Source organism: Variovorax sp. GW458-11-26-14-LB1 (genome assembly GCF_059423965.1).
In genome coordinates this window covers 35,640-51,919 of sequence record NZ_JBWKYW010000010.1, presented here as the reverse complement: position 1 = coordinate 51,919, position 16,280 = coordinate 35,640, and the positions used below count along the sequence as shown (strand labels likewise).

The following is a 16,280-nucleotide window of genomic DNA, read 5'->3' as shown; positions in this document are numbered from 1 at the left end:
GTGGCTCCGCTCAGATCCAGCCGGTGCTGGTGAGACCCGGCAGGCTGATGGCCAGGAACTTGGTGAACATCCAGAAGACCGGGGCCGAGATCGCCAGGCCCGTCACCAAGTCGGTGACCCAGGTGGCCGGTGCGTTGACCTTGGCCTGCCCGGCGGCGCGGCGCAGGCCCTGCACGGCCAGCAGGTAGCACAGCGCACAGCTCAGGATGAAGCCGATGCTGGTGATGAGCGCGGCATTGAGCAGCAGGCCCGCCGCCACCCAGATGAAGCCGGGCCAGTAGGCGGTGTCGGCGCCGGAGGGCGCGTCGAGCTCGCGGAAGCCGCCGCTGAACGCCTCCCAGGTGATCCACGCGCCGCAGACCATCAGGACGATCGAGACCATCCAGGGCAGGAAGTTGGGGCCGACGCCGCCGTAGCCGGCTTCGGAAGAAATGCCGATGGCGCCGAAGGCCAGCGCAGCGCCGGTCAGGAGCACGCCGAGACCGACGACGTATTGCGGCCAGCGGGCCGCGCCGGAGGTGGCCTCAGCGGAATGTGAGACCGAGGATTCTGGAGTTGTCATTTTTGGCTCCCGCAGTCGTGGGGAAAAAGAAGGCCCCTTCCAGAAACACCGCAAACCGGCTTTGCCGGGCCGCGGGTGTTGCCCCCGGAAGGGGGAAGGCGTGCGCGACACGAAGTGCGCGCAGCCTGGGGGCGACTCAAACTCAGACCATGCCGGACTTGGCCATGATCGCGCGCAGGCTGGCGAAGTCGTCGTCGACGAACTTGGCGAAGGCATCGCCCGACAGCACGGCCGGCGTCCAGTCGTTCTTCTTGAGCGACTCGGCCCACGACGGGCTCTTGAGCGCGGCCAGCACCATGTCGGTCAGGGCCTTGCGCTGCTCGGCCGAGATGCCGGGCGCGCCGTACACGCCGCGCCAGTTGCCGATCTCGACGTCGATGCCCTGTTCCTTCAGGGTCGGCACATTGATGCCCGGCAGGCGCTGGGCGGAGGTGACAGCAATGGGTTTCATCTTGCCGGCGGCGATGTACTCGGCGAACTCGCTGTAGCCGCTGCCGCCGATGGTGACGTTGCCGCCCAGGATGGCGGCGGTGGCTTCACCGCCTCCGCGGAAGGCCACGTAGTTGATCTTCGACGGATCGGCGCCGACCTTCTGCGCGATCATGGCCGCGGCGATGTGCTCGGTGGAGCCGCGCGAACCGCCGCCCCACTTGACGCTGCCCGGGTCTTTCTTGAGCTGCTCGACCACGTCCTTCATGGTCTTGAAGGGCGAGTTCGACGGCAGCACGAACACGTTGTATTCGGTGGTCAGGCGCGCGATGGGCGTGGCCTGCGACAGGTTGACCGGCGGCTTGCCGGTGATGATGCCGCCCAGCATGACCGAGCCCATGACCATCAGCGCGTTGGCGTCTCCCTTGGAGCCGTTGACGAACTGGGCCAGGCCCAGCGCACCGGCGGCGCCGCCCTTGTTGTCGTAGGCGACGGTGTCGGCCACCTTGGCGTCGGTCAGGGCCTTGCCCAGCGCGCGGCCGGTGGTGTCCCAGCCGCCACCCGGGTTGGCCGGGATCATCATCTTGACGTTGGCGGCAGCGCGCGCCGACAGCGGCAAGGCGCCGGCAGCGGCCAGTGCGGCCAGGGACTTCAAAAAGGTATCGCGACGCATCGTTGGTGTCTCCTGAGAACTTGGGAACGGATGGAACCTGACTTGGACCTGAGCCGCTATCATGCGCCGCCCCGCTGTCAGTTGGCTGTCCACCAGACTGGGGAAAACACCGAAGTACCGACCCCTGCCCGTATGAAGCTGCTGCTCGTCGAAGACGACCCCTCGATGCAAATCACCCTGCAGCGCACCCTCGGGCGACGCCGCATCGACGTGCGCATCTGCGGCGACGGCGCGCAGGCGATCGCGCAGTGGCGCGCCGTCGAGCCCGACGTGGTCGCGCTCGACCTGAGCCTGCCGCACGTCGACGGCCTGCAGGTGCTGGCCCAGGCGCGCGCCGAGGGCCTGCGCACGCCGGTGCTGCTGCTGACCGCGCGCGGCACGGTGGGCGACCGCATCATGGGCCTGAACGCCGGCGCGGACGACTACCTGCCCAAGCCCTTCGACCTGGACGAGCTCGAGGCCCGCATCCGCGCGCTGCGCCGGCGCAGCCTGAGCGCGGGACCCGACCCCACGCTGAATCCGCTGGAGGTCGGCAGCCTGCGCTTCGAGCCCGACAACGGCGCCGTCTACCACCGCTCCGAGCTGCTCGAACTCACGCCGCGCGAGCTCGCGCTGCTCAAGGCGCTGATGATGAAACCCGGCCACGCGGTCACCAAGGAGCGCCTGTTCGAGTTGGTGTTCCCGGGCGAATCCGAGGTGCAGTACGAGGCCATCGAGGTGGTCGTGTACCGCCTGCGCAAGAAGCTGGTGGGTACCGGCACCGTGCTGATGACGATGCGCGGCCTGGGCTATCTCTTGCGGGCCGAGACTTGAGGGCGGCCCTGCGGCGCACGATGTCGTCCCTGCGCGCGCGGCTCCTGCTGGGCATCCTGGTGCCGGTGGCGGTGTTCGTCGTGATCAACAGCGTGAGCCTGTACCGCCAGAGCCTGGCGGCCGCCACCACCGCCTACGACCGCACGCTGCTGGCCTCGGCCAAGACCATCGGCGAGCAGCTCGACGTGGAAGGCTACGACGACATGGCGCGGCTGCGCGCGATCGTGCCCTACTCCGCGCTCGAGGCCTTCGAGGCCGACAACCGCAGCCGGCTGTTCTACCGCGTCTCGGCGCTCGACGGCGAGATGGTCTCGGGCTTCGCCGAGCTGCCCTTCTGGCGCGGGCGCATCCCCGACCGCGGGGCGTACGCGGCGCTGGTCGATTTCTACGACGCCGAGTTTCGCGGCCAGCCGGTGCGCGTCGCCGTGATGCTGCAGCCGGTGGCCAGCGCGCGCGGCCGTGGCATGGCCGTGGTGCAGGTGGCCGAAACATTGGAGTTGCGCGAGACGCTGGTGCGCAAGCTGCTGCTCGACATGCTCTGGCGCCAGCTGCTGCTGATGGGCGTGATCGCGCTCGTCACCGTCGTCGTCGTGCAACGCGCCACGCGGCCGGTGCGCGAGCTCGGCGAAGCCATCGAGCGGCGCCCCGAAGACGACCTCTCGCCCATCGACGCGCCCGGCGCCCCGGCCGAGCTGCGCCCGCTGATCGACGCCACCACCGAGGTCATGGGCCGGCTGCAGCGCCTGCTCGACCACCAGAAGCGCTTCGTGCGCGACAGCGCCCACCAGCTGCGCACCCCGCTGGCCGTGCTGAAGGCGCAGGTGCAGTCGGCGCGCCGCGGCGACGTCGCACCCGAGCAGGCGCTGGTCGAAATCAGCCAGACCGTCGAGCGCGCCACCACGCTGGCCAACCAGATGCTGTCGCTGGCGAAGGTGGAGCAGCTGCGCCAGCAGCCCGAGTCGGCGCTGCTCGACCTGGGCGACGTGGTGCGCCACATCGCGCTCGACCTGTCGCCGCTGGTGGCCGACAAGGCACTCGATTTCGAGCTGGCCGCCGACGACGCCGTGACCGTGCGCGCGCACCAGTGGATGCTGCAGGAGCTCACGCGCAACCTGCTGCACAACGCCATCAAGCACAGCCCCGCCGGCGCGCCGCTCTCGGTGCGCGTGCACGCCGAGGGCGACGAGGCTGTGCTCACCGTGCGCGACGACGGCCCGGGCATTTCCGCCGAGCTGCGCCAGCGCCTGTTCGCGCCCTTCTCGGCGGGCAACACCGCGAGCGGCTCGGGCCTGGGCCTGGCGATCTGCCGCGAGATCGTGTTGGCGCTGGGTGGACGCATCAGCCTCGACAACCGCACGGTACCCAACCCCGGCGGCACCGACCGCGTGACCGGGCTCGACGCCGTGGTGCGGCTGCCGCTGTCGCGCCACAATGGCTGACCTTTCTTTTCCGACCTTCATGGACCGTCTGCGCATCGACAAGTGGCTCTGGGCCGCCCGCTTCTTCAAGACCCGCTCGCTGGCCGCGGACGAAATCGGCAAGAACCGCATCCAGGTGAACGGCGAGGTCGCCAAGGCCTCGCGCGAGGTCAAGGCCGGCGACACCGTCGCGATGCGCCTGGGCCCGCTCACGCGGACCGTGACCGTGCGCGGCCTCAGCGGCCAGCGCGGCCCGGCGCCCGTGGCCCAGCAGCTGTACGAGGAAACGCCCGAGAGCCTGGCGGCGCAGGCCGCCTTCCGCGAGCAGCGCCGAATGGGCAGCGAGCCGGCCCTGGCCATCGAACAGGGCCGCCCGACCAAGCGCGACCGGCGCGAGATCGACGGCGTGCGCCACCAGGCCGAGTGGGACAACCGCTGGAGCGCGTCGATCGACGAAAGCAACGGCGACGACGACCACCCGCCGCCACGCGGCCGGCCACAGCGCTGATTCGCGTACCCTGCGGGCTTCGTTTCTTTTTTCACGGAGCGCCCGCAGATGTCCAAGTTCAAGAAGTACCGCGTCGGCAGCAAGTTCAAGCTCTCGCGCATCGACCCTGACGACTCGCCCTTTCTCACGGGTGACGAGTCGGCCCAGCGCGCCGAGCTCGACACCCTGGCCGTCGAGCTCGACGAACTGCAGGACGTGCTGCACGCCGAAGGCCGGCGCAAGGTGCTGCTGGTGCTGCAGGGCATGGACACCAGCGGCAAGGACGGCACGGTGCGCTGGGTGTTCTCGCGCACCTCGCCGCTGGGCGTGCGGGTGACGGCCTTCAAGGCGCCGAGCGAGGACGAACGCGCGCACGACTACCTCTGGCGCTGCCATGCCGCCGTGCCGCGCACCGGCGAAATCATGGTGTGGAACCGCAGCCACTACGAGGACGTGCTCGTGCCCGTGGTCGAAGGCTGGATCGACGGCGACGAGGCCCGCCGCCGCTATGCGCAGATCAACGACTTCGAGCGGCTGCTCACCGAGACCGGCACGGTCGTCGTCAAGTGCATGCTGCACATCGACAAGGACGAGCAGCGCGAACGGCTGCAGGCCCGCATCGACACGCCCGGCAAGCAGTGGAAGTTCAGCATGGGCGACCTCGAGGTGCGCACCAAGTGGGCCGACTACCAGAAGGCCTATCAGAACGCGCTGGCCGCCACCTCGAGCGACCATGCGCCGTGGCACGTGATCCCGGCCAACAGCAAGCGGCACCGCAACATGATGATCGCGCAGCTGCTCGTGAAGACGCTGCGCGACATGAAGCTGAAGCCCCCGCCGCCCGACCCGGCGCTCAAGGGCATGGTCGTGAAGTGAGCCGGGAAGGTCCGGCTCAGGAGCGGCGCACGGGCGCCGCCGGGCGCATCGGCGTCTGCGCCAGCACGCGGCAGTTGCCGAACTCGCAGCGCACGGCCCAGGCCACGCCGGTGGTGCACGGCACGCTGTAGCTCTCGTAGCCCGGGCCCTTGGCCGTCAGCTCGGCGCGCGGCTGCACGTTGCAGCGGCCGGCCTTGGCCAGGCGCTCGACGTTGTAGGTGTCGATGCCGGTGCGGCGCGGCTTGAGCGCGAGCACGGGGTTGAAGGTGTTGCCGTAGAACGTGTCCTGCACGTTCGGGTCGAGGTTGCGGTAGCCGCGCTTGGCCATGCAATGGACGATGGCGATCTGCTGGTGCTCGGCGATCAGCGCGCTGCTGGGGCGGGTGTTCCAGTCGATGACGGCGGCGCTGATGCCGGTGTACGAGGCCGCGGCGACGATGCCCTGGCCGTGCACCGTGATCAGGCCCAGGCCGAGTGCGGCCCACATGGCGTCGCCCGATTCGCTGCGCGCGGTGATGCGGGTGGCGGCGGTGCGGCAGTCGGCCACGTCGCTGTCGTAGCGCACCTTGTCCACGCCTTCCATGGCCACCATCGGCACGTACGACATGCCGGTGCCCTGGCCGGGCCCGGGCGGCGGTGCGCTGGCGCATCCGGCCAGAACCACGGTGGCCAATGCAATGCTGAGCGGCAGCTTCATGGGAATCCCTCGTCCTCTTCGCGGTAGTTGCGAGGGATTTAACCATACATATAGTTACTCTTGAATCGACTTGTCGCGAATGAGAGACGACCTCCAGACGGGGCATTCGGGCGGTGATCCGGGGTCTGCGACAGGGCAAGGTACAGTTTTCACCCCTCCCCGGTTTCCCCTCCATGCCCTGTATTCCCCGGCTTTCCGCTCCCCACTTTCTCTCGATCGCGCTCGCCGCCGCATCCTTCGGTGCCGCAGCCCAGCAGCCGCAACTTTCCGCTGTCGACCTGGCGCGCAAGAACGCCTGCATGGCCTGCCACGGCCTGGTGCACAAGCAGGTCGGGCCGGGCTTCGCGCAGATCGCCGAGCGCTACCGCGGCGACGCCGCCGCGCCGGCACGGCTGGCCGAGAAGATCCGCAACGGCAGTGTCGGCACCTGGGGCCGCGTGATCATGCCGCGCCAGTCGCTGGTGTCGGAGGCCGATGCGCAGGTGCTCGCGCGCTGGGTGCTGGCGCAGCCGCAGACACCCGCGCGCTGAATCGCCGCTCAGGTCGACAGCTGCGACGGCGCGGCCGACGCCACCCGGAAATCCGCCGGGAACGTCCAGGTGCCGGGCGCCTCGCGCTTGCCCAGCTGGCTCAATTGATAGCCCATGCCCCACACCGCGTGCAGCGACAGGCCGTGCGGCTGGTCGACATACAACCCGAGCTTGCGGCGCAGCTTCGACACGTTGGCGTCCAGCGTGCGCGAACCGGCGGCCACACCGCTTTGCCAGCCGATCATTTCCAGGTGCTCCCGGTCCAGCGGCCGGTTCATGTGGCGGAAGAATTCGGCCGCGAGGTCGAATTCGATCGGCGTCAGGCGAATCTCGGTGCCGGCCACGTCGACCATGTCGAACGGCGACAACAGGCTGAATTCCTGCCAGTCGAGGCTGCGCGGCACCACCGGCCGGTTGCGCTGGCGCAGGAAGAATTCGAGCATGAAGTACATCTCCTCGAAGGTCGACGGCTCCGGCAGCACGGCGTCGTCGGGGCCGGCGTGCAACAGCGACAACCCGCGGATCTGCCGCTTGCGCGCGCTCATGATCAATGGCGTGTGGTAGCGCAGCGTTTCACGCACCTGGCCCACGAGTTTTTGCACGTCGTCGGGCGCCGACGGAATTGAAAGCAGCAGCGCCTCGAAATTACCGCCGGGCGCCACCTGCGAAATCAATTCATCGACATGCGCAAATGCGACGGGCGTATAACCCAGCATCTTGACGGCACGACAGGCGTGCCACCGCGTTCGGGGAGAGGGGTCCAACACTGCAATGTGCGGGGAGTTTTGCTCAAACATTGAAAATTACCTTGCACACCGTGGCGTCACAAACTTCTATTTTTGCCCCGTTGGCGGGGAAATCGACTTTCATCATTCAACCCTTCAGGAATAAATTGCTCTGAATTGTTGAAGGCAGACGCATTTTTTTACGAATGCATTTGCGGCCAGCGCAATTCCTTGGGAAGTGAATCTATTCCCAAATAAAGTTCACAGGTATGAATGAAGAGAACAGAAATATGAGGATCGGGCACGGCGGCCACGCCATGCACCCATCCACCGGCCAGGGCGGCCGGGCCGGCGGCGCGTCGGTCAGCTGACGAGCAATGTGCCGTCTGCCGCGGCCTGCCCCTGCTGCAGGGCAAAGGTGCGCGGCGTGCAGCCGTACTTCTTGCGGAAGACCAGGCCGAAATAGGCCGGGTCCGCAAAGCCGCAGTCGTAGGCGACCTGGGCGACGAACCTGCGCGCGCCCTCGGGGCTGCGCAGCATGCGGGCCGCGGCCTCGAGCCGGTCGTTCTGCAGGGTTTCGAGAAAGGTCATGCCGCGCGCGGCCTTGGCGAACACCTTGTGCACGTAGCGCACCGACACGTTGAAGCTGGCGGCCAGCTTCTGCGCGTCGATCTCGGTGTCGGCGTGGTGCTCGCGAATCCAGGCCCGCATGCGGGCGTGCAGGTCGCCGTCGCGCGGCGACACGCGCTCGCCCAGCGCGCCCGGCTGCGCCCTCAGCCCGTTCTGCTCCAGCGAGAACGACAGCATCGACATCAGGTGCTCACCGAGCAGCTGGCGCTGCGCGGGGCTCTGGATGCTGCACAGGTGCTCGACGTCCAGCGCCCGCAGGTAGCCCGACAGCATCCCGGCCCAGCCCTTGGCGCCGGCCAGCCGCAGGTCAGTGGACTGGTCCGCATGCGGCAGCCAGCGGTTCACTACCGCTTCCGACAGGCCCAGCGTCCATGAGTTGGTGGCCTCGGTCGAGCGCAGGCGCAGCGGCTGCCAGGAGTCGATCAGGACCATGTCGCCCGCAGCCAGTTCGATGCGCTGGCGCTGCTCGCTGATGGCCAGGCCGCCGTCGAGCTTGATCAGCAGGTGATAGGGATAGACCTCGGCGCCCATGAGCTGGCTCGGGCCCGTGCGCTCGATGGTCGCGCCGCTGCCGTGCACCCGCATGAAGGCCATCCCGGCCGTGTCGACGATGGTGAGTTCCTGCTGGAAGTGGCTGCGCTCGGGGCTGTCCAGCCGCCCCACGTGCGGGCCGATCTCGTCGGCCCAGAAGGCGAACCCGTCTTTGCGCGACACCATGCCGGTGTGAAAGCGCTGGATGCGACTGTCGGTGTCGGACATGCGGCACGCCCCTCTTCCTCCATGCAGCCGGCGCCACGCCAGAAGCCGCGGGTCACGAACGGTAACTCCCGATTTTTTCCTGACAGGTCCGCGTGGACCTCGGATAATTTTTACAAACGATAACAGAGATAACAGCCCGGGTGTTCGGGGGGATGGCGCACCGCGCCCACCGGCGCAAGCCACGGTTCCACGCCTTGCCGATCGCCGGTCGGCAGGTCGGTCCGGGCCCGCTTCGCCCTTCAGCCGGCGCACGCGGCGGGCAATTGCATCCGGATGTGACTCGCGACACATCCGCGCCGCGAAAGCGAATGTCAAAGAAGGGCGCGATTCGTAGCATTCCTTCGGATCGAACGTCAACCGGAACTCTCTCTACTGGGGATGAAATGGCTGCCTTGTTTTTCACGGAACTCGAACCTTTCGGCACGCGATGGCGCGCAGCGCTGGCGTCCTGCCTGCCAGCGCTGCGCCGCGATGCCGAAGTGGTGCGGCCCTCTTCTCCCCCGCCGCCGGCGGACCGGGTGTGTGCGCTGGTCTTCATCGCCAATCTGGCGCAACTGGCCGACTCCGACGGCCCGGAGGTGGCGGCGGGCGTGAGCCGCGAGATCCGGCGCCGGCTCTTCGCGGCCTTCCCGCCGTCGGGCGACACCGACCTGAGCTGCCTGCGCGACGACTGCTTTCTGCTGCGAACCCGCCACGCGCGGCTGGACGACCTGCTGGCCGCGCTCGGGCGGGAGCCGATCCTCGTGAAGGGCATCGCCGCGCAGCCGCAGCTGCATGCCGACTGGATCGCCCTGCGCGACAGCGGCCCGATGAGCCCGGCCGAGATCGAACTGGCGCTGTGGGCCGCACAACCGCATCCCGCGCCCACGGCCAGGGCGCGGCCTGCGAGCGACGTCGTGGTGGACGACATCGAGCACGTGTACGACCTGCGCATCGCGCGACAGGGAGATGCCCTGTGGCTGCGCGAGCGCTGTCTGCGAGGTGCCGAGGAACGGGCCCGGATCGACACGCTGTTCGCGCAGCTCCAGCCCGGCTGAGATGGCCTTGCCGCCTTCAGCCCATCGCAGCCCGGCCCGGCGAAGGGGCGCCCGATGGCGAGTCGCCCCGGGGGCGCCGCACCGTCCTGTTCCTTGACCGCCGCCCGTGGATTCGCCCATGAGAACGAACCGCCGATGGTCTCGCAACCCCCTTGGCCATGTATCTCCATCCCCTGATCGCCAGCGTGCCGCCCGACGAGCGCGCCGCCTTGATTCGCAGCAGCGCGCTGCATTCCTACCGGCGCAACGAGATCGTGCTGCAGGCGGACACGCACACCGACCGCATCTACTGCGTGGCCACGGGCCTGCTGCGCGCGGTCGACAGGGACGTGACGACCGACTTCATCCGCCGGGGCGATTTCTTCCTCGGCCCCTCGCTGGGCGAGAACAGCTACCAGGCCACCTCGACGCTGGTGGCCGCCCTGCCCTCGTCGGTCTACCACCTGCCGGTGGCCGCGGTGCGCCGGCTGTGCGCGCTGTACCCCGAGGTGACCATGGGCCTGCTGGAGATCGCGATGAAGCGCGTCGCCATGGTGCGCGGGCAGTTGCGCCGCATCTCGTCGCTGTCGTCCGAAAGCCTCGTGAGCCGCGTGCTGCACGAGCTGACGCAGCTGGCGCCGGCCGCCACGGGCGGCTACGACAAGCGCATCACCCAGGCGGTGATCGCGTCGTACTCGGGGCTCTCGCGCGAGGTCGTCAACAAGACCATGCGCGACATGGAAAGCCGCGGGCTGGTGCGCCGCGACGACCAGGGCGTGCACGTGCCGCCGACCTTCGCCTCGACCGATTTCGGCAGCCTGCCACCGGATGCCCACGAGCTCTCGGACGAGCTCTGTGCCTGGAACGGCGACAGCCCCGAAGCGCCATGACGCGCCGCCTTCACCGGCCCTGACACAAGGACAGCACCGACGATGCCCAAAGGAATTCCGAACCCCGTCGACATGTATGGCATTTCGCCCCGCCCCTGGGGCTTCGAGGTGTCCCTCGTTCGAAACGGCGTGCGCTACGCGCGCCTCTTCGGCCACGCCAGCTACGGCGGCCCCCAGCAGGCGCTGCGACGCGCCCAGGCCTGGCGCGACACCATCGTGAAGGAGCATCCGCCGGTCGCGCGCAAGGACCGCGCGCAGACCCTGCGCAGCAACAACAAGACGGGCGAGCCCGGCGTCTTCAGCCGCCTGTCCGCGCAAGGCAAGCCTGTCGCCTGGCTGGCCAAGACCTACCTCGGCAACGAGGAAATCCTGCGCGCCGAATTCGACCTCGCCGACTGGGGCCCCGCGGCCCGCGCGCATGCCATCGGCGAGCGGCAACGCCAACTCGGCCGCATGGTCGGCCTCGCGCGGCTGCACCCCGCCGAAGAAGCCATCCGCCGGCGCCCGCCGCCCGACGACGAAGCGGCGCTGCCGCCCAAGCGCTCGAAGTCGGAGATCGTGCGACGCAACAACACAAGCGGCGTCAGCGGCGTGCAGTTCAAGACGCCGCGCGCGGGCCATCCCGGCTACTGGGTGGCGATCACCTACTCGGCGGGCAAGGGCAGCGTGAGCAAGTCGTTCTCGGTGCGCACGCTCGGCCACGACGTGGCGCGCGACATGGCGATTGCCAAACGCCAGCAGCAGTTGCAGGCGAAGACGTCGGACGACGACGCCTGAGCGCCAGCAGCGTCCTGGCGAGGATTTGCAACGCCGCCCTGGCGTGAAAAGCGCGATTTCATGCCCAGTTATTTGCGGGACACCACACCAGCTAACGCTGGTTCTGTTGCTCGCTCCTGTGCGCAATGACCGCGTCGCGCACCGCGCGCTTCGGCGCCAGCTGCGGCTTGCCGCAACTGCTGCAGCGATAGAAGCGCAGGCCGGGCAGGAACTTCATCCACGGCCGGCGGTGGATGCGCTCCAGACCGGCCAGTCCGCATCGGCAGCGGAGGAAGGGATTGCCGAAAGACGGTCCGGGCGCGGGCGCGCGGCCGTGGCGTGTCGTTGCGTACCCAGGAGCGTCGGTGTGCATGCGGGTCATCGTGCCGACCCACGGGCACGCCGCGCGCCCGACTGTGATCCCGCTCACTTGCCGCCGCAACAAATCTGCGCGCGGCCGCGCGGGTCTACGTGGCAGCAGGCGCCTGCGGTTCGCCCAGCGAGAGCATCAGGCGGTTGGCCCAGTTGAAGAAGGCCGCGCCATGCACGACGTCGGCAATCGCCAGGTCGTCCAGCCCCTGCGCGCGCAAGGCGTCGACGTGCGCGGGCCCGAAGGTCGACGGCGTGGCCGACAGCGCGACCGACGCCTGCACGATCGCATTCCAGCGCGCGCCCAGCTCGGCCTGCACGCCCTCGTCGAGCAGGCGCTGCACGTCGTCCGCGCGCTGCGAGAAATGCGAGGCGAAGCGCGCGTGCACCGAAGCGCAGTAGATGCAGCCGTTGAAGCGCGAGGCCGCGGCGGCCGAGAGCTCGCGCTCGGCGCGTGGCAGGCCGGCGTCGGGGTTGTAGAAGATGTCCTTGTCGGTGCGCGTGCGCGCGCCGAGGATGTCGGGGTCGCGCGCCAGCAGGCGGAAGTACGGCGACTTGGCGCGCGACGCGTCGACGAGGCCCGCGTAGTGGCGCTCGGTCAGCTCGTCTTCGGGCAGCGGTTCGAGCCAGGGCAGCCATTCGAGCTGCGCCTGCGTGAAGCTGCGCGGGTGCGTGTTGCCGGGATGGGTCAGGGTCGATTCGGTGCTCATGGGACGCTCATGCAGAAGGGGTGGCCAGCGCACGCAGGCCGATGACGACGCGAATCTGGAACGCGAGGAACGCCACCAGTTGCGACAGCGTGACGATCTCCGTGGTGCGCCATCCCGCGTCGAGCAGCGCCTGCAGCGCGGCCGGACTGGCGTCGCGCGGGTGAAAGACCAGCAGGTGCGCATGCGCAAGGCCAGCCGACAGCCGTTCGCCGAGCACCGCGCGCTGCGCCGCATCGACGGTGTAGACAGGACCGGCTTTGTCTTCCACGCTCAGCGGACCTTCCGGATAACGGCCATACGGCCCTTGCGCGGCACCGCGTGCAACCTCGGCCTCGATGGCCCTCGCCACGCCCTGCTCCACCAAGGCCTCGGCATAGAGGCGCGCCACGTCGGGCTGCCCGTGCAATCCGGCGACGAAGGCCGCGATGGCGAAACGGTCTGCGGTCTCGAAGTGACCGGCCACGGGCTCGGCCGGCGCGAACAGCGCCAGGTAGCTCTGCTGCGCCTGCGTGCGCGCCTGCTCGCGCTGCGCGCGCAGGCGGTCGAGCGCACTGCCGGGCGCGATGCCCACCAGCTGGTCGATCACGTCGACAGCCTCGGGAACGGGAGAAGAAGAAACAACGGCATTCATGGAAACAACAGCCTAGAGAAGCGCAAGCGATTGAAGGTCCGGCACGCCCGTGTCGCGCGCCCAGCCCAGGGCGGGTGCGACGACCGTGGCGGTCAGTTCGATGGAACGCAGGATGGCCGCATGCGGCGGATCGACCGAATGCACCTGGCACACGAGGTCGGTCACGCGCGCGAGCGTGCGGTCGGCGCGCAGCGAGGCGATCACGTCGTCGGGCGAGCCGACATGCACGTCGTACGCGGCGATCAGCTGCTCGAGCGGCGCATCGGCGCGGACGCGGTCGGCCAGGCCGATCTGCCCCGTGGCGGCGGCCTGCACCACCGCGCGGCGCAGCCCGGTCTCGGCCAGGCGCAGCGCCTCCTTGCGGGTGTCCGCCACGAACACGCTGCGCGAGCCCACGATGCGCGGCGTGCGGCCCGGCGGCAGCGCGGCCAGGTAGGCGTCGATGATCGGGTCCTGCAGGTCGGCCAGCGATGCATCGGGCGCCTGCGCAGTGCGCGGCTGCGTGCGCGAGAGCATCAGCCCATCGCCGGCCGTGCCCGCGCGCGTGCCGCCGCTCACCGAGAACGTGGCCTGCCAGAGCCGGCCGAGCAGCTGCGCGCCCGCCGGGTACAGCGTGTCGCCACCAGGCAGCGGCCGGCCGGCCCAGGCGTCGCGCACCGTGGCGAGCTGGCGCTCGAACAGCGCTGCGCGGTCGTCGCTGTCCAGCCCGAAGGCCGCGAAGGACGCGGGCGTGCCGCCCGTGCCGACGCCCACTTCGAGCCGGCCGCCCGAGAGCAGGTCCAGCACGATCGCGTCTTCGGCCGTGCGCACCGCGTTCTCCAGCGGCAGCGTGACGATGCCCGTGCCCAGGCGGATGCGCCGTGTGCGCGAGGCGACGTGGGCGAGGAAGACGAAGGGCGACGGCAAGCCGCCCTCATGCTCATGGAAATGGTGCTGCGCCACCCACGCGGAATCGAAGCCGAAGGCTTCGGCATGGGCGATCTGCGCGGTGACGAGGCGGTAGCGCTCGGCGGCGGGGGCATCGTCGAGCAGCCGGCTGAAGAAGCCGAGCCGCTTGCGCGGGGAAGTGAAGGTACCGGGCATCCGAAGGCCTGTGGGGTCGAGAGCCTTCGAGTGTTGCGCCGCAGGCCGCTCGAATGGAACGCCGGTTTTCGCGTTTGCTTATGCGCTTTGCGCGCATCGCGCGTTCAGTGCGGCATCGCAGGTGATCGCCGTGTGAAGCGCCGCAGCCAGCCCACGCCCGCCCCGGCGCCGACGGCCATCAGCCCGGTGGTGGCCAGCATCGCCGCCGTGTGGAGCGCGACGGCCGCGAGCGCCGGCCCGAGCGAGCCACTCATCGCGCCCTTCGCTGCATCGCCCATGCACAGCGGGATCAGTGCCGGCACCAGCATCAGGCCGGCACCGTGCGCGGTGGACATCATGAAGGACCACAACGCCAGCCCCGCATGCCCCGCTGGCGCACGCGCCATGGCGGGCAGGCGGCCCGACAGGTGAACGAGCGCGACCACCGCGATCAGCCCGCCGGCCAGCCACTGCAGCAGGCCCCGGTCCATCGACAGGCCGAAGGCCACCGCAACGACCACGAGCGCCACCGAGGCGACATGCCCGACACCGATCGGCCACAGCGCCCGCAGCGCCTGCGCCCGGTCGTGCGAGCGCAGGCCCCAGGCGGCGGCGAACATCCAGCCGGTGGTGGGGTTCAGGCCGTGCAGGACGCCCATTCCCGCCACTGCCAGCCAGGGCCAGAGGCTTGCCATGGTGCGGACCGATCGACACGCCAGGTCGCGCGCTTTCTTAGGACTGCGCGTGGCAGCAACCACCCGCCGCCGCAACAGGCGCGGGCTCGTAGCGGTCATGGTGACGGATCCAGTCCATCGCGTAGGACGGGTTGTGCTCGTCGCGGCCCTTGGGCACGAGGTCGAGCATGTTGTAGGTGCCCATCATCACTTCCACGCCGCGACCGTAGGTCGAGTAGGTGTGGAACACGTCGCCGGCGTCGTCCTTGAAGAACACGCTGACGCCGGGCGCCTCCTCGCTCGGGAACGGCTGCTTCACGTAGTTGTAGGCAACGGCGCCGCTGGCCATTTCGTCGGGCGTGAAGCTCACGCCGAAGTCGTGGTTGAAGTCGTTGTCGTGCGACGAGACCCAGGCGAACTGCCAGCCCATGCGCCGGCGGAAAGCCTCGATGCGGGCCAGCGGCGCGCGCGACACGGCCACCAGCGTGACGTCGCGGTGTTCGAGGTGCACGCGCATGCCGTCGGAATGGTCGGCCATGAACGAGCAGCTCTGGCAGCCCTGCTCCCAGTCGGGGCCGAACATGAAGTGCTGCACCAGCAGCTGGCGGCGGCCTTCGAACAGGTCGGCGAGCGGGCGGCGGCCCTGGGGCGTGTCGAAGACATAGGCCTTCTCGACGCGCGTCCACGGCAGCGCGCGGCGCTCCTCGGCGATCCGATCACGCAGCTGGGTCAGCTCCTTCTCGCGCGCCAGCAGCGACTTGCGCGCGTCGATCCAGCGCTCGGGGGTCACGACGGTGTGATTCACTGGGGTGTTCATGGTGTGCTCCTTGGCTTGCGTTTCGTTCAGGCCGTGGCCGTCTTCGGGCGACGCACCGCACGGACCTTGCTGGCCCGGCCGTCGCCGGCGTAGAAGAGCCCCGCGCCGTCGGACTCCAGGCCGCTCACGCCGACGCCGCTGGGCATTTCCAGCCGCGCGATCACGTCGCCGCTGGCGGGGTCGATGCGGCGGATGTCGCTCTGGTCGCCTTCCCAGGTGCCGTGCCAGAGTTCGCCGTCGACCCAGGTCACGCCCGTGACGAAGCGGTTCGATTCGATGGTGCGGCGGATCGCGCCGGTCGCCGGGTCGATCTGGTGGATCTTGCGGTCGCGGTACTCGCCCACCCAGAGGCTGCCTTCGGCCCAGGTGAGGCCGGAGTCGGAGCCGTTGCCGGGCGCGGGAATCGAGGCCAGCACCTTGCCCGTGGCGGCGTCGATCTTGTCGATGCGCGCCTCGACGATCTGATAGAAGCAGGTGCCGTCGAAGGCAGTGCCGGCGTCGCAGGCGACATCGATGCGGCGCGTGGCTTCGCCGCTCGCGGGGTCGAAGGCGACCAGTTGCCCGCCGGTGGCGGCCCACACCTGGTGGCCGTCGTGCGTCACGCCGTGGATGCGCTCCACGCCTTCGAACGGTCCGTATTCGCGCACGATCTGCGCGGCCTGCACCGCGCCTTCGAATCGGTCCTTGCCTGCCTTCTTGCTCTGACTGCTGCTGCTCATGGTGGGCTCCTGTAGGTGCGCCACAGGGGGTAGCGCA

20 protein-coding genes are annotated in these 16,280 nt (G+C 69.4%); 8 read left to right on the top strand and 12 right to left on the bottom strand.

The features are described from left to right. Positions 1–10: 10 nt before the first annotated feature. Positions 11–562: a tripartite tricarboxylate transporter TctB family protein gene (locus AC07YS_RS09590; RefSeq protein WP_062482508.1), complete on the bottom strand. Its 552-nt coding sequence runs from the start codon at positions 560–562 to the stop codon at positions 11–13. Positions 563–704: 142 nt separating this feature from the next. Then, positions 705–1,664 carry a Bug family tripartite tricarboxylate transporter substrate binding protein gene (locus AC07YS_RS09585; RefSeq protein ID WP_070060440.1) on the bottom strand — a complete coding sequence of 320 codons (960 nt, stop codon included), beginning with the start codon at positions 1,662–1,664 and terminating at the stop codon, positions 705–707. Positions 1,665–1,796: 132 nt separating this feature from the next. Between AC07YS_RS09585 and AC07YS_RS09580 the strand changes: the two genes are divergently transcribed. The 4 genes from AC07YS_RS09580 to AC07YS_RS09565 are packed head-to-tail and all read left to right on the top strand — an operon-like array spanning position 1,797 to position 5,258. Further along, a complete protein-coding gene (locus AC07YS_RS09580; protein WP_062481159.1) occupies positions 1,797–2,477 on the top strand; it encodes a response regulator transcription factor in 681 nt (226 codons plus the stop codon). A gap of 20 nt (positions 2,478–2,497) precedes the next feature. Further along, positions 2,498–3,916 carry a sensor histidine kinase gene (locus tag AC07YS_RS09575; protein ID WP_175497087.1) on the top strand — a complete coding sequence of 473 codons (1,419 nt, stop codon included), beginning with the start codon at positions 2,498–2,500 and terminating at the stop codon, positions 3,914–3,916. A gap of 19 nt (positions 3,917–3,935) precedes the next feature. After that, entirely contained in the window at positions 3,936–4,403 is a 468-nt protein-coding gene (locus AC07YS_RS09570; RefSeq protein WP_062481157.1) for an RNA-binding S4 domain-containing protein, read from the top strand. Between the two features lie 48 nt (positions 4,404–4,451). Then, on the top strand, positions 4,452–5,258 hold the full coding sequence (locus AC07YS_RS09565; protein WP_369647251.1) for a PPK2 family polyphosphate kinase: 807 nt from the start codon (positions 4,452–4,454) through the stop codon (positions 5,256–5,258). A 16-nt stretch (positions 5,259–5,274) separates the two neighbouring features. Here the strand turns inward: AC07YS_RS09565 and AC07YS_RS09560 are convergent, their stop codons facing one another. After that, positions 5,275–5,955, bottom strand: a complete 681-nt coding sequence (locus tag AC07YS_RS09560; RefSeq protein ID WP_492695903.1) for a hypothetical protein — start codon at positions 5,953–5,955, stop codon at positions 5,275–5,277. 173 nt (positions 5,956–6,128) lie between these two features. On the opposite strand from AC07YS_RS09560, the gene AC07YS_RS09555 reads away from it, so the two are divergent. After that, complete coding sequence (locus AC07YS_RS09555; protein ID WP_495267814.1) at positions 6,129–6,485, top strand: c-type cytochrome; 357 nt, start codon at positions 6,129–6,131, stop codon at positions 6,483–6,485. 8 nt (positions 6,486–6,493) lie between these two features. Here AC07YS_RS09555 and AC07YS_RS09550 read toward each other — a convergent pair whose 3' ends face one another. Further along, complete coding sequence (locus tag AC07YS_RS09550; protein ID WP_495273703.1) at positions 6,494–7,282, bottom strand: winged helix-turn-helix transcriptional regulator; 789 nt, start codon at positions 7,280–7,282, stop codon at positions 6,494–6,496. A 291-nt stretch (positions 7,283–7,573) separates the two neighbouring features. Then, a complete protein-coding gene (locus tag AC07YS_RS09545; protein WP_062481146.1) occupies positions 7,574–8,599 on the bottom strand; it encodes an AraC family transcriptional regulator in 1,026 nt (341 codons plus the stop codon). Between the two features lie 383 nt (positions 8,600–8,982). On the opposite strand from AC07YS_RS09545, the gene AC07YS_RS09540 reads away from it, so the two are divergent. The 3 genes from AC07YS_RS09540 to AC07YS_RS09530 all read left to right on the top strand — a co-directional run bounded on the left by AC07YS_RS09540 (position 8,983) and on the right by AC07YS_RS09530 (position 11,282). Continuing rightward, positions 8,983–9,636, top strand: coding sequence for a hypothetical protein (locus AC07YS_RS09540; protein ID WP_495267813.1), 654 nt, complete (start codon positions 8,983–8,985; stop codon positions 9,634–9,636). A gap of 158 nt (positions 9,637–9,794) precedes the next feature. Continuing rightward, entirely contained in the window at positions 9,795–10,505 is a 711-nt protein-coding gene (locus AC07YS_RS09535; protein WP_095745057.1) for a Crp/Fnr family transcriptional regulator, read from the top strand. A gap of 42 nt (positions 10,506–10,547) precedes the next feature. Beyond that, a complete protein-coding gene (locus AC07YS_RS09530) occupies positions 10,548–11,282 on the top strand; it encodes an AP2 domain-containing protein (protein WP_495267812.1) in 735 nt (244 codons plus the stop codon). Positions 11,283–11,373: 91 nt separating this feature from the next. Here the strand turns inward: AC07YS_RS09530 and AC07YS_RS09525 are convergent, their stop codons facing one another. The 7 genes from AC07YS_RS09525 to AC07YS_RS09495 all read right to left on the bottom strand — a co-directional run bounded on the left by AC07YS_RS09525 (position 11,374) and on the right by AC07YS_RS09495 (position 16,243). Then, on the bottom strand, positions 11,374–11,634 hold the full coding sequence (locus AC07YS_RS09525) for a hypothetical protein (RefSeq protein WP_492695895.1): 261 nt from the start codon (positions 11,632–11,634) through the stop codon (positions 11,374–11,376). Between the two features lie 94 nt (positions 11,635–11,728). Further along, complete coding sequence (locus AC07YS_RS09520) at positions 11,729–12,340, bottom strand: alkylhydroperoxidase domain protein (RefSeq protein ID WP_495267811.1); 612 nt, start codon at positions 12,338–12,340, stop codon at positions 11,729–11,731. Between the two features lie 7 nt (positions 12,341–12,347). Beyond that, a complete protein-coding gene (locus AC07YS_RS09515; RefSeq protein ID WP_495267810.1) occupies positions 12,348–12,971 on the bottom strand; it encodes a CMD domain protein in 624 nt (207 codons plus the stop codon). Positions 12,972–12,983: 12 nt separating this feature from the next. Further along, positions 12,984–14,054, bottom strand: a complete 1,071-nt coding sequence (locus tag AC07YS_RS09510) for a putative FMN-dependent luciferase-like monooxygenase (RefSeq protein ID WP_495267809.1) — start codon at positions 14,052–14,054, stop codon at positions 12,984–12,986. A gap of 104 nt (positions 14,055–14,158) precedes the next feature. Continuing rightward, positions 14,159–14,728, bottom strand: a complete 570-nt coding sequence (locus AC07YS_RS09505) for a hypothetical protein (RefSeq protein ID WP_495267808.1) — start codon at positions 14,726–14,728, stop codon at positions 14,159–14,161. Positions 14,729–14,765: 37 nt separating this feature from the next. Then, a complete protein-coding gene (locus AC07YS_RS09500; protein WP_495267807.1) occupies positions 14,766–15,524 on the bottom strand; it encodes a DUF899 domain-containing protein in 759 nt (252 codons plus the stop codon). A 26-nt stretch (positions 15,525–15,550) separates the two neighbouring features. Further along, positions 15,551–16,243 carry a Vgb family protein gene (locus AC07YS_RS09495; protein WP_070060429.1) on the bottom strand — a complete coding sequence of 231 codons (693 nt, stop codon included), beginning with the start codon at positions 16,241–16,243 and terminating at the stop codon, positions 15,551–15,553. Positions 16,244–16,280: the final 37 nt, after the last annotated feature.

Coding starts and splice junctions, on each gene's coding strand:
- AC07YS_RS09590 (WP_062482508.1), bottom strand. CDS start 562: ATGACAACTCCAGAATCCTCGGTCTCACATTCCGCTGAGGCCACCTCC.
- AC07YS_RS09585 (WP_070060440.1), bottom strand. CDS start 1,664: ATGCGTCGCGATACCTTTTTGAAGTCCCTGGCCGCACTGGCCGCTGCC.
- AC07YS_RS09580 (WP_062481159.1), top strand. CDS start 1,797: ATGAAGCTGCTGCTCGTCGAAGACGACCCCTCGATGCAAATCACCCTG.
- AC07YS_RS09575 (WP_175497087.1), top strand. CDS start 2,498: ATGTCGTCCCTGCGCGCGCGGCTCCTGCTGGGCATCCTGGTGCCGGTG.
- AC07YS_RS09570 (WP_062481157.1), top strand. CDS start 3,936: ATGGACCGTCTGCGCATCGACAAGTGGCTCTGGGCCGCCCGCTTCTTC.
- AC07YS_RS09565 (WP_369647251.1), top strand. CDS start 4,452: ATGTCCAAGTTCAAGAAGTACCGCGTCGGCAGCAAGTTCAAGCTCTCG.
- AC07YS_RS09560 (WP_492695903.1), bottom strand. CDS start 5,955: ATGAAGCTGCCGCTCAGCATTGCATTGGCCACCGTGGTTCTGGCCGGA.
- AC07YS_RS09555 (WP_495267814.1), top strand. CDS start 6,129: ATGCCCTGTATTCCCCGGCTTTCCGCTCCCCACTTTCTCTCGATCGCG.
- AC07YS_RS09550 (WP_495273703.1), bottom strand. CDS start 7,282: ATGTTTGAGCAAAACTCCCCGCACATTGCAGTGTTGGACCCCTCTCCC.
- AC07YS_RS09545 (WP_062481146.1), bottom strand. CDS start 8,599: ATGTCCGACACCGACAGTCGCATCCAGCGCTTTCACACCGGCATGGTG.
- AC07YS_RS09540 (WP_495267813.1), top strand. CDS start 8,983: ATGGCTGCCTTGTTTTTCACGGAACTCGAACCTTTCGGCACGCGATGG.
- AC07YS_RS09535 (WP_095745057.1), top strand. CDS start 9,795: ATGTATCTCCATCCCCTGATCGCCAGCGTGCCGCCCGACGAGCGCGCC.
- AC07YS_RS09530 (WP_495267812.1), top strand. CDS start 10,548: ATGCCCAAAGGAATTCCGAACCCCGTCGACATGTATGGCATTTCGCCC.
- AC07YS_RS09525 (WP_492695895.1), bottom strand. CDS start 11,634: ATGCACACCGACGCTCCTGGGTACGCAACGACACGCCACGGCCGCGCG.
- AC07YS_RS09520 (WP_495267811.1), bottom strand. CDS start 12,340: ATGAGCACCGAATCGACCCTGACCCATCCCGGCAACACGCACCCGCGC.
- AC07YS_RS09515 (WP_495267810.1), bottom strand. CDS start 12,971: ATGAATGCCGTTGTTTCTTCTTCTCCCGTTCCCGAGGCTGTCGACGTG.
- AC07YS_RS09510 (WP_495267809.1), bottom strand. CDS start 14,054: ATGCCCGGTACCTTCACTTCCCCGCGCAAGCGGCTCGGCTTCTTCAGC.
- AC07YS_RS09505 (WP_495267808.1), bottom strand. CDS start 14,728: ATGGCAAGCCTCTGGCCCTGGCTGGCAGTGGCGGGAATGGGCGTCCTG.
- AC07YS_RS09500 (WP_495267807.1), bottom strand. CDS start 15,524: ATGAACACCCCAGTGAATCACACCGTCGTGACCCCCGAGCGCTGGATC.
- AC07YS_RS09495 (WP_070060429.1), bottom strand. CDS start 16,243: ATGAGCAGCAGCAGTCAGAGCAAGAAGGCAGGCAAGGACCGATTCGAA.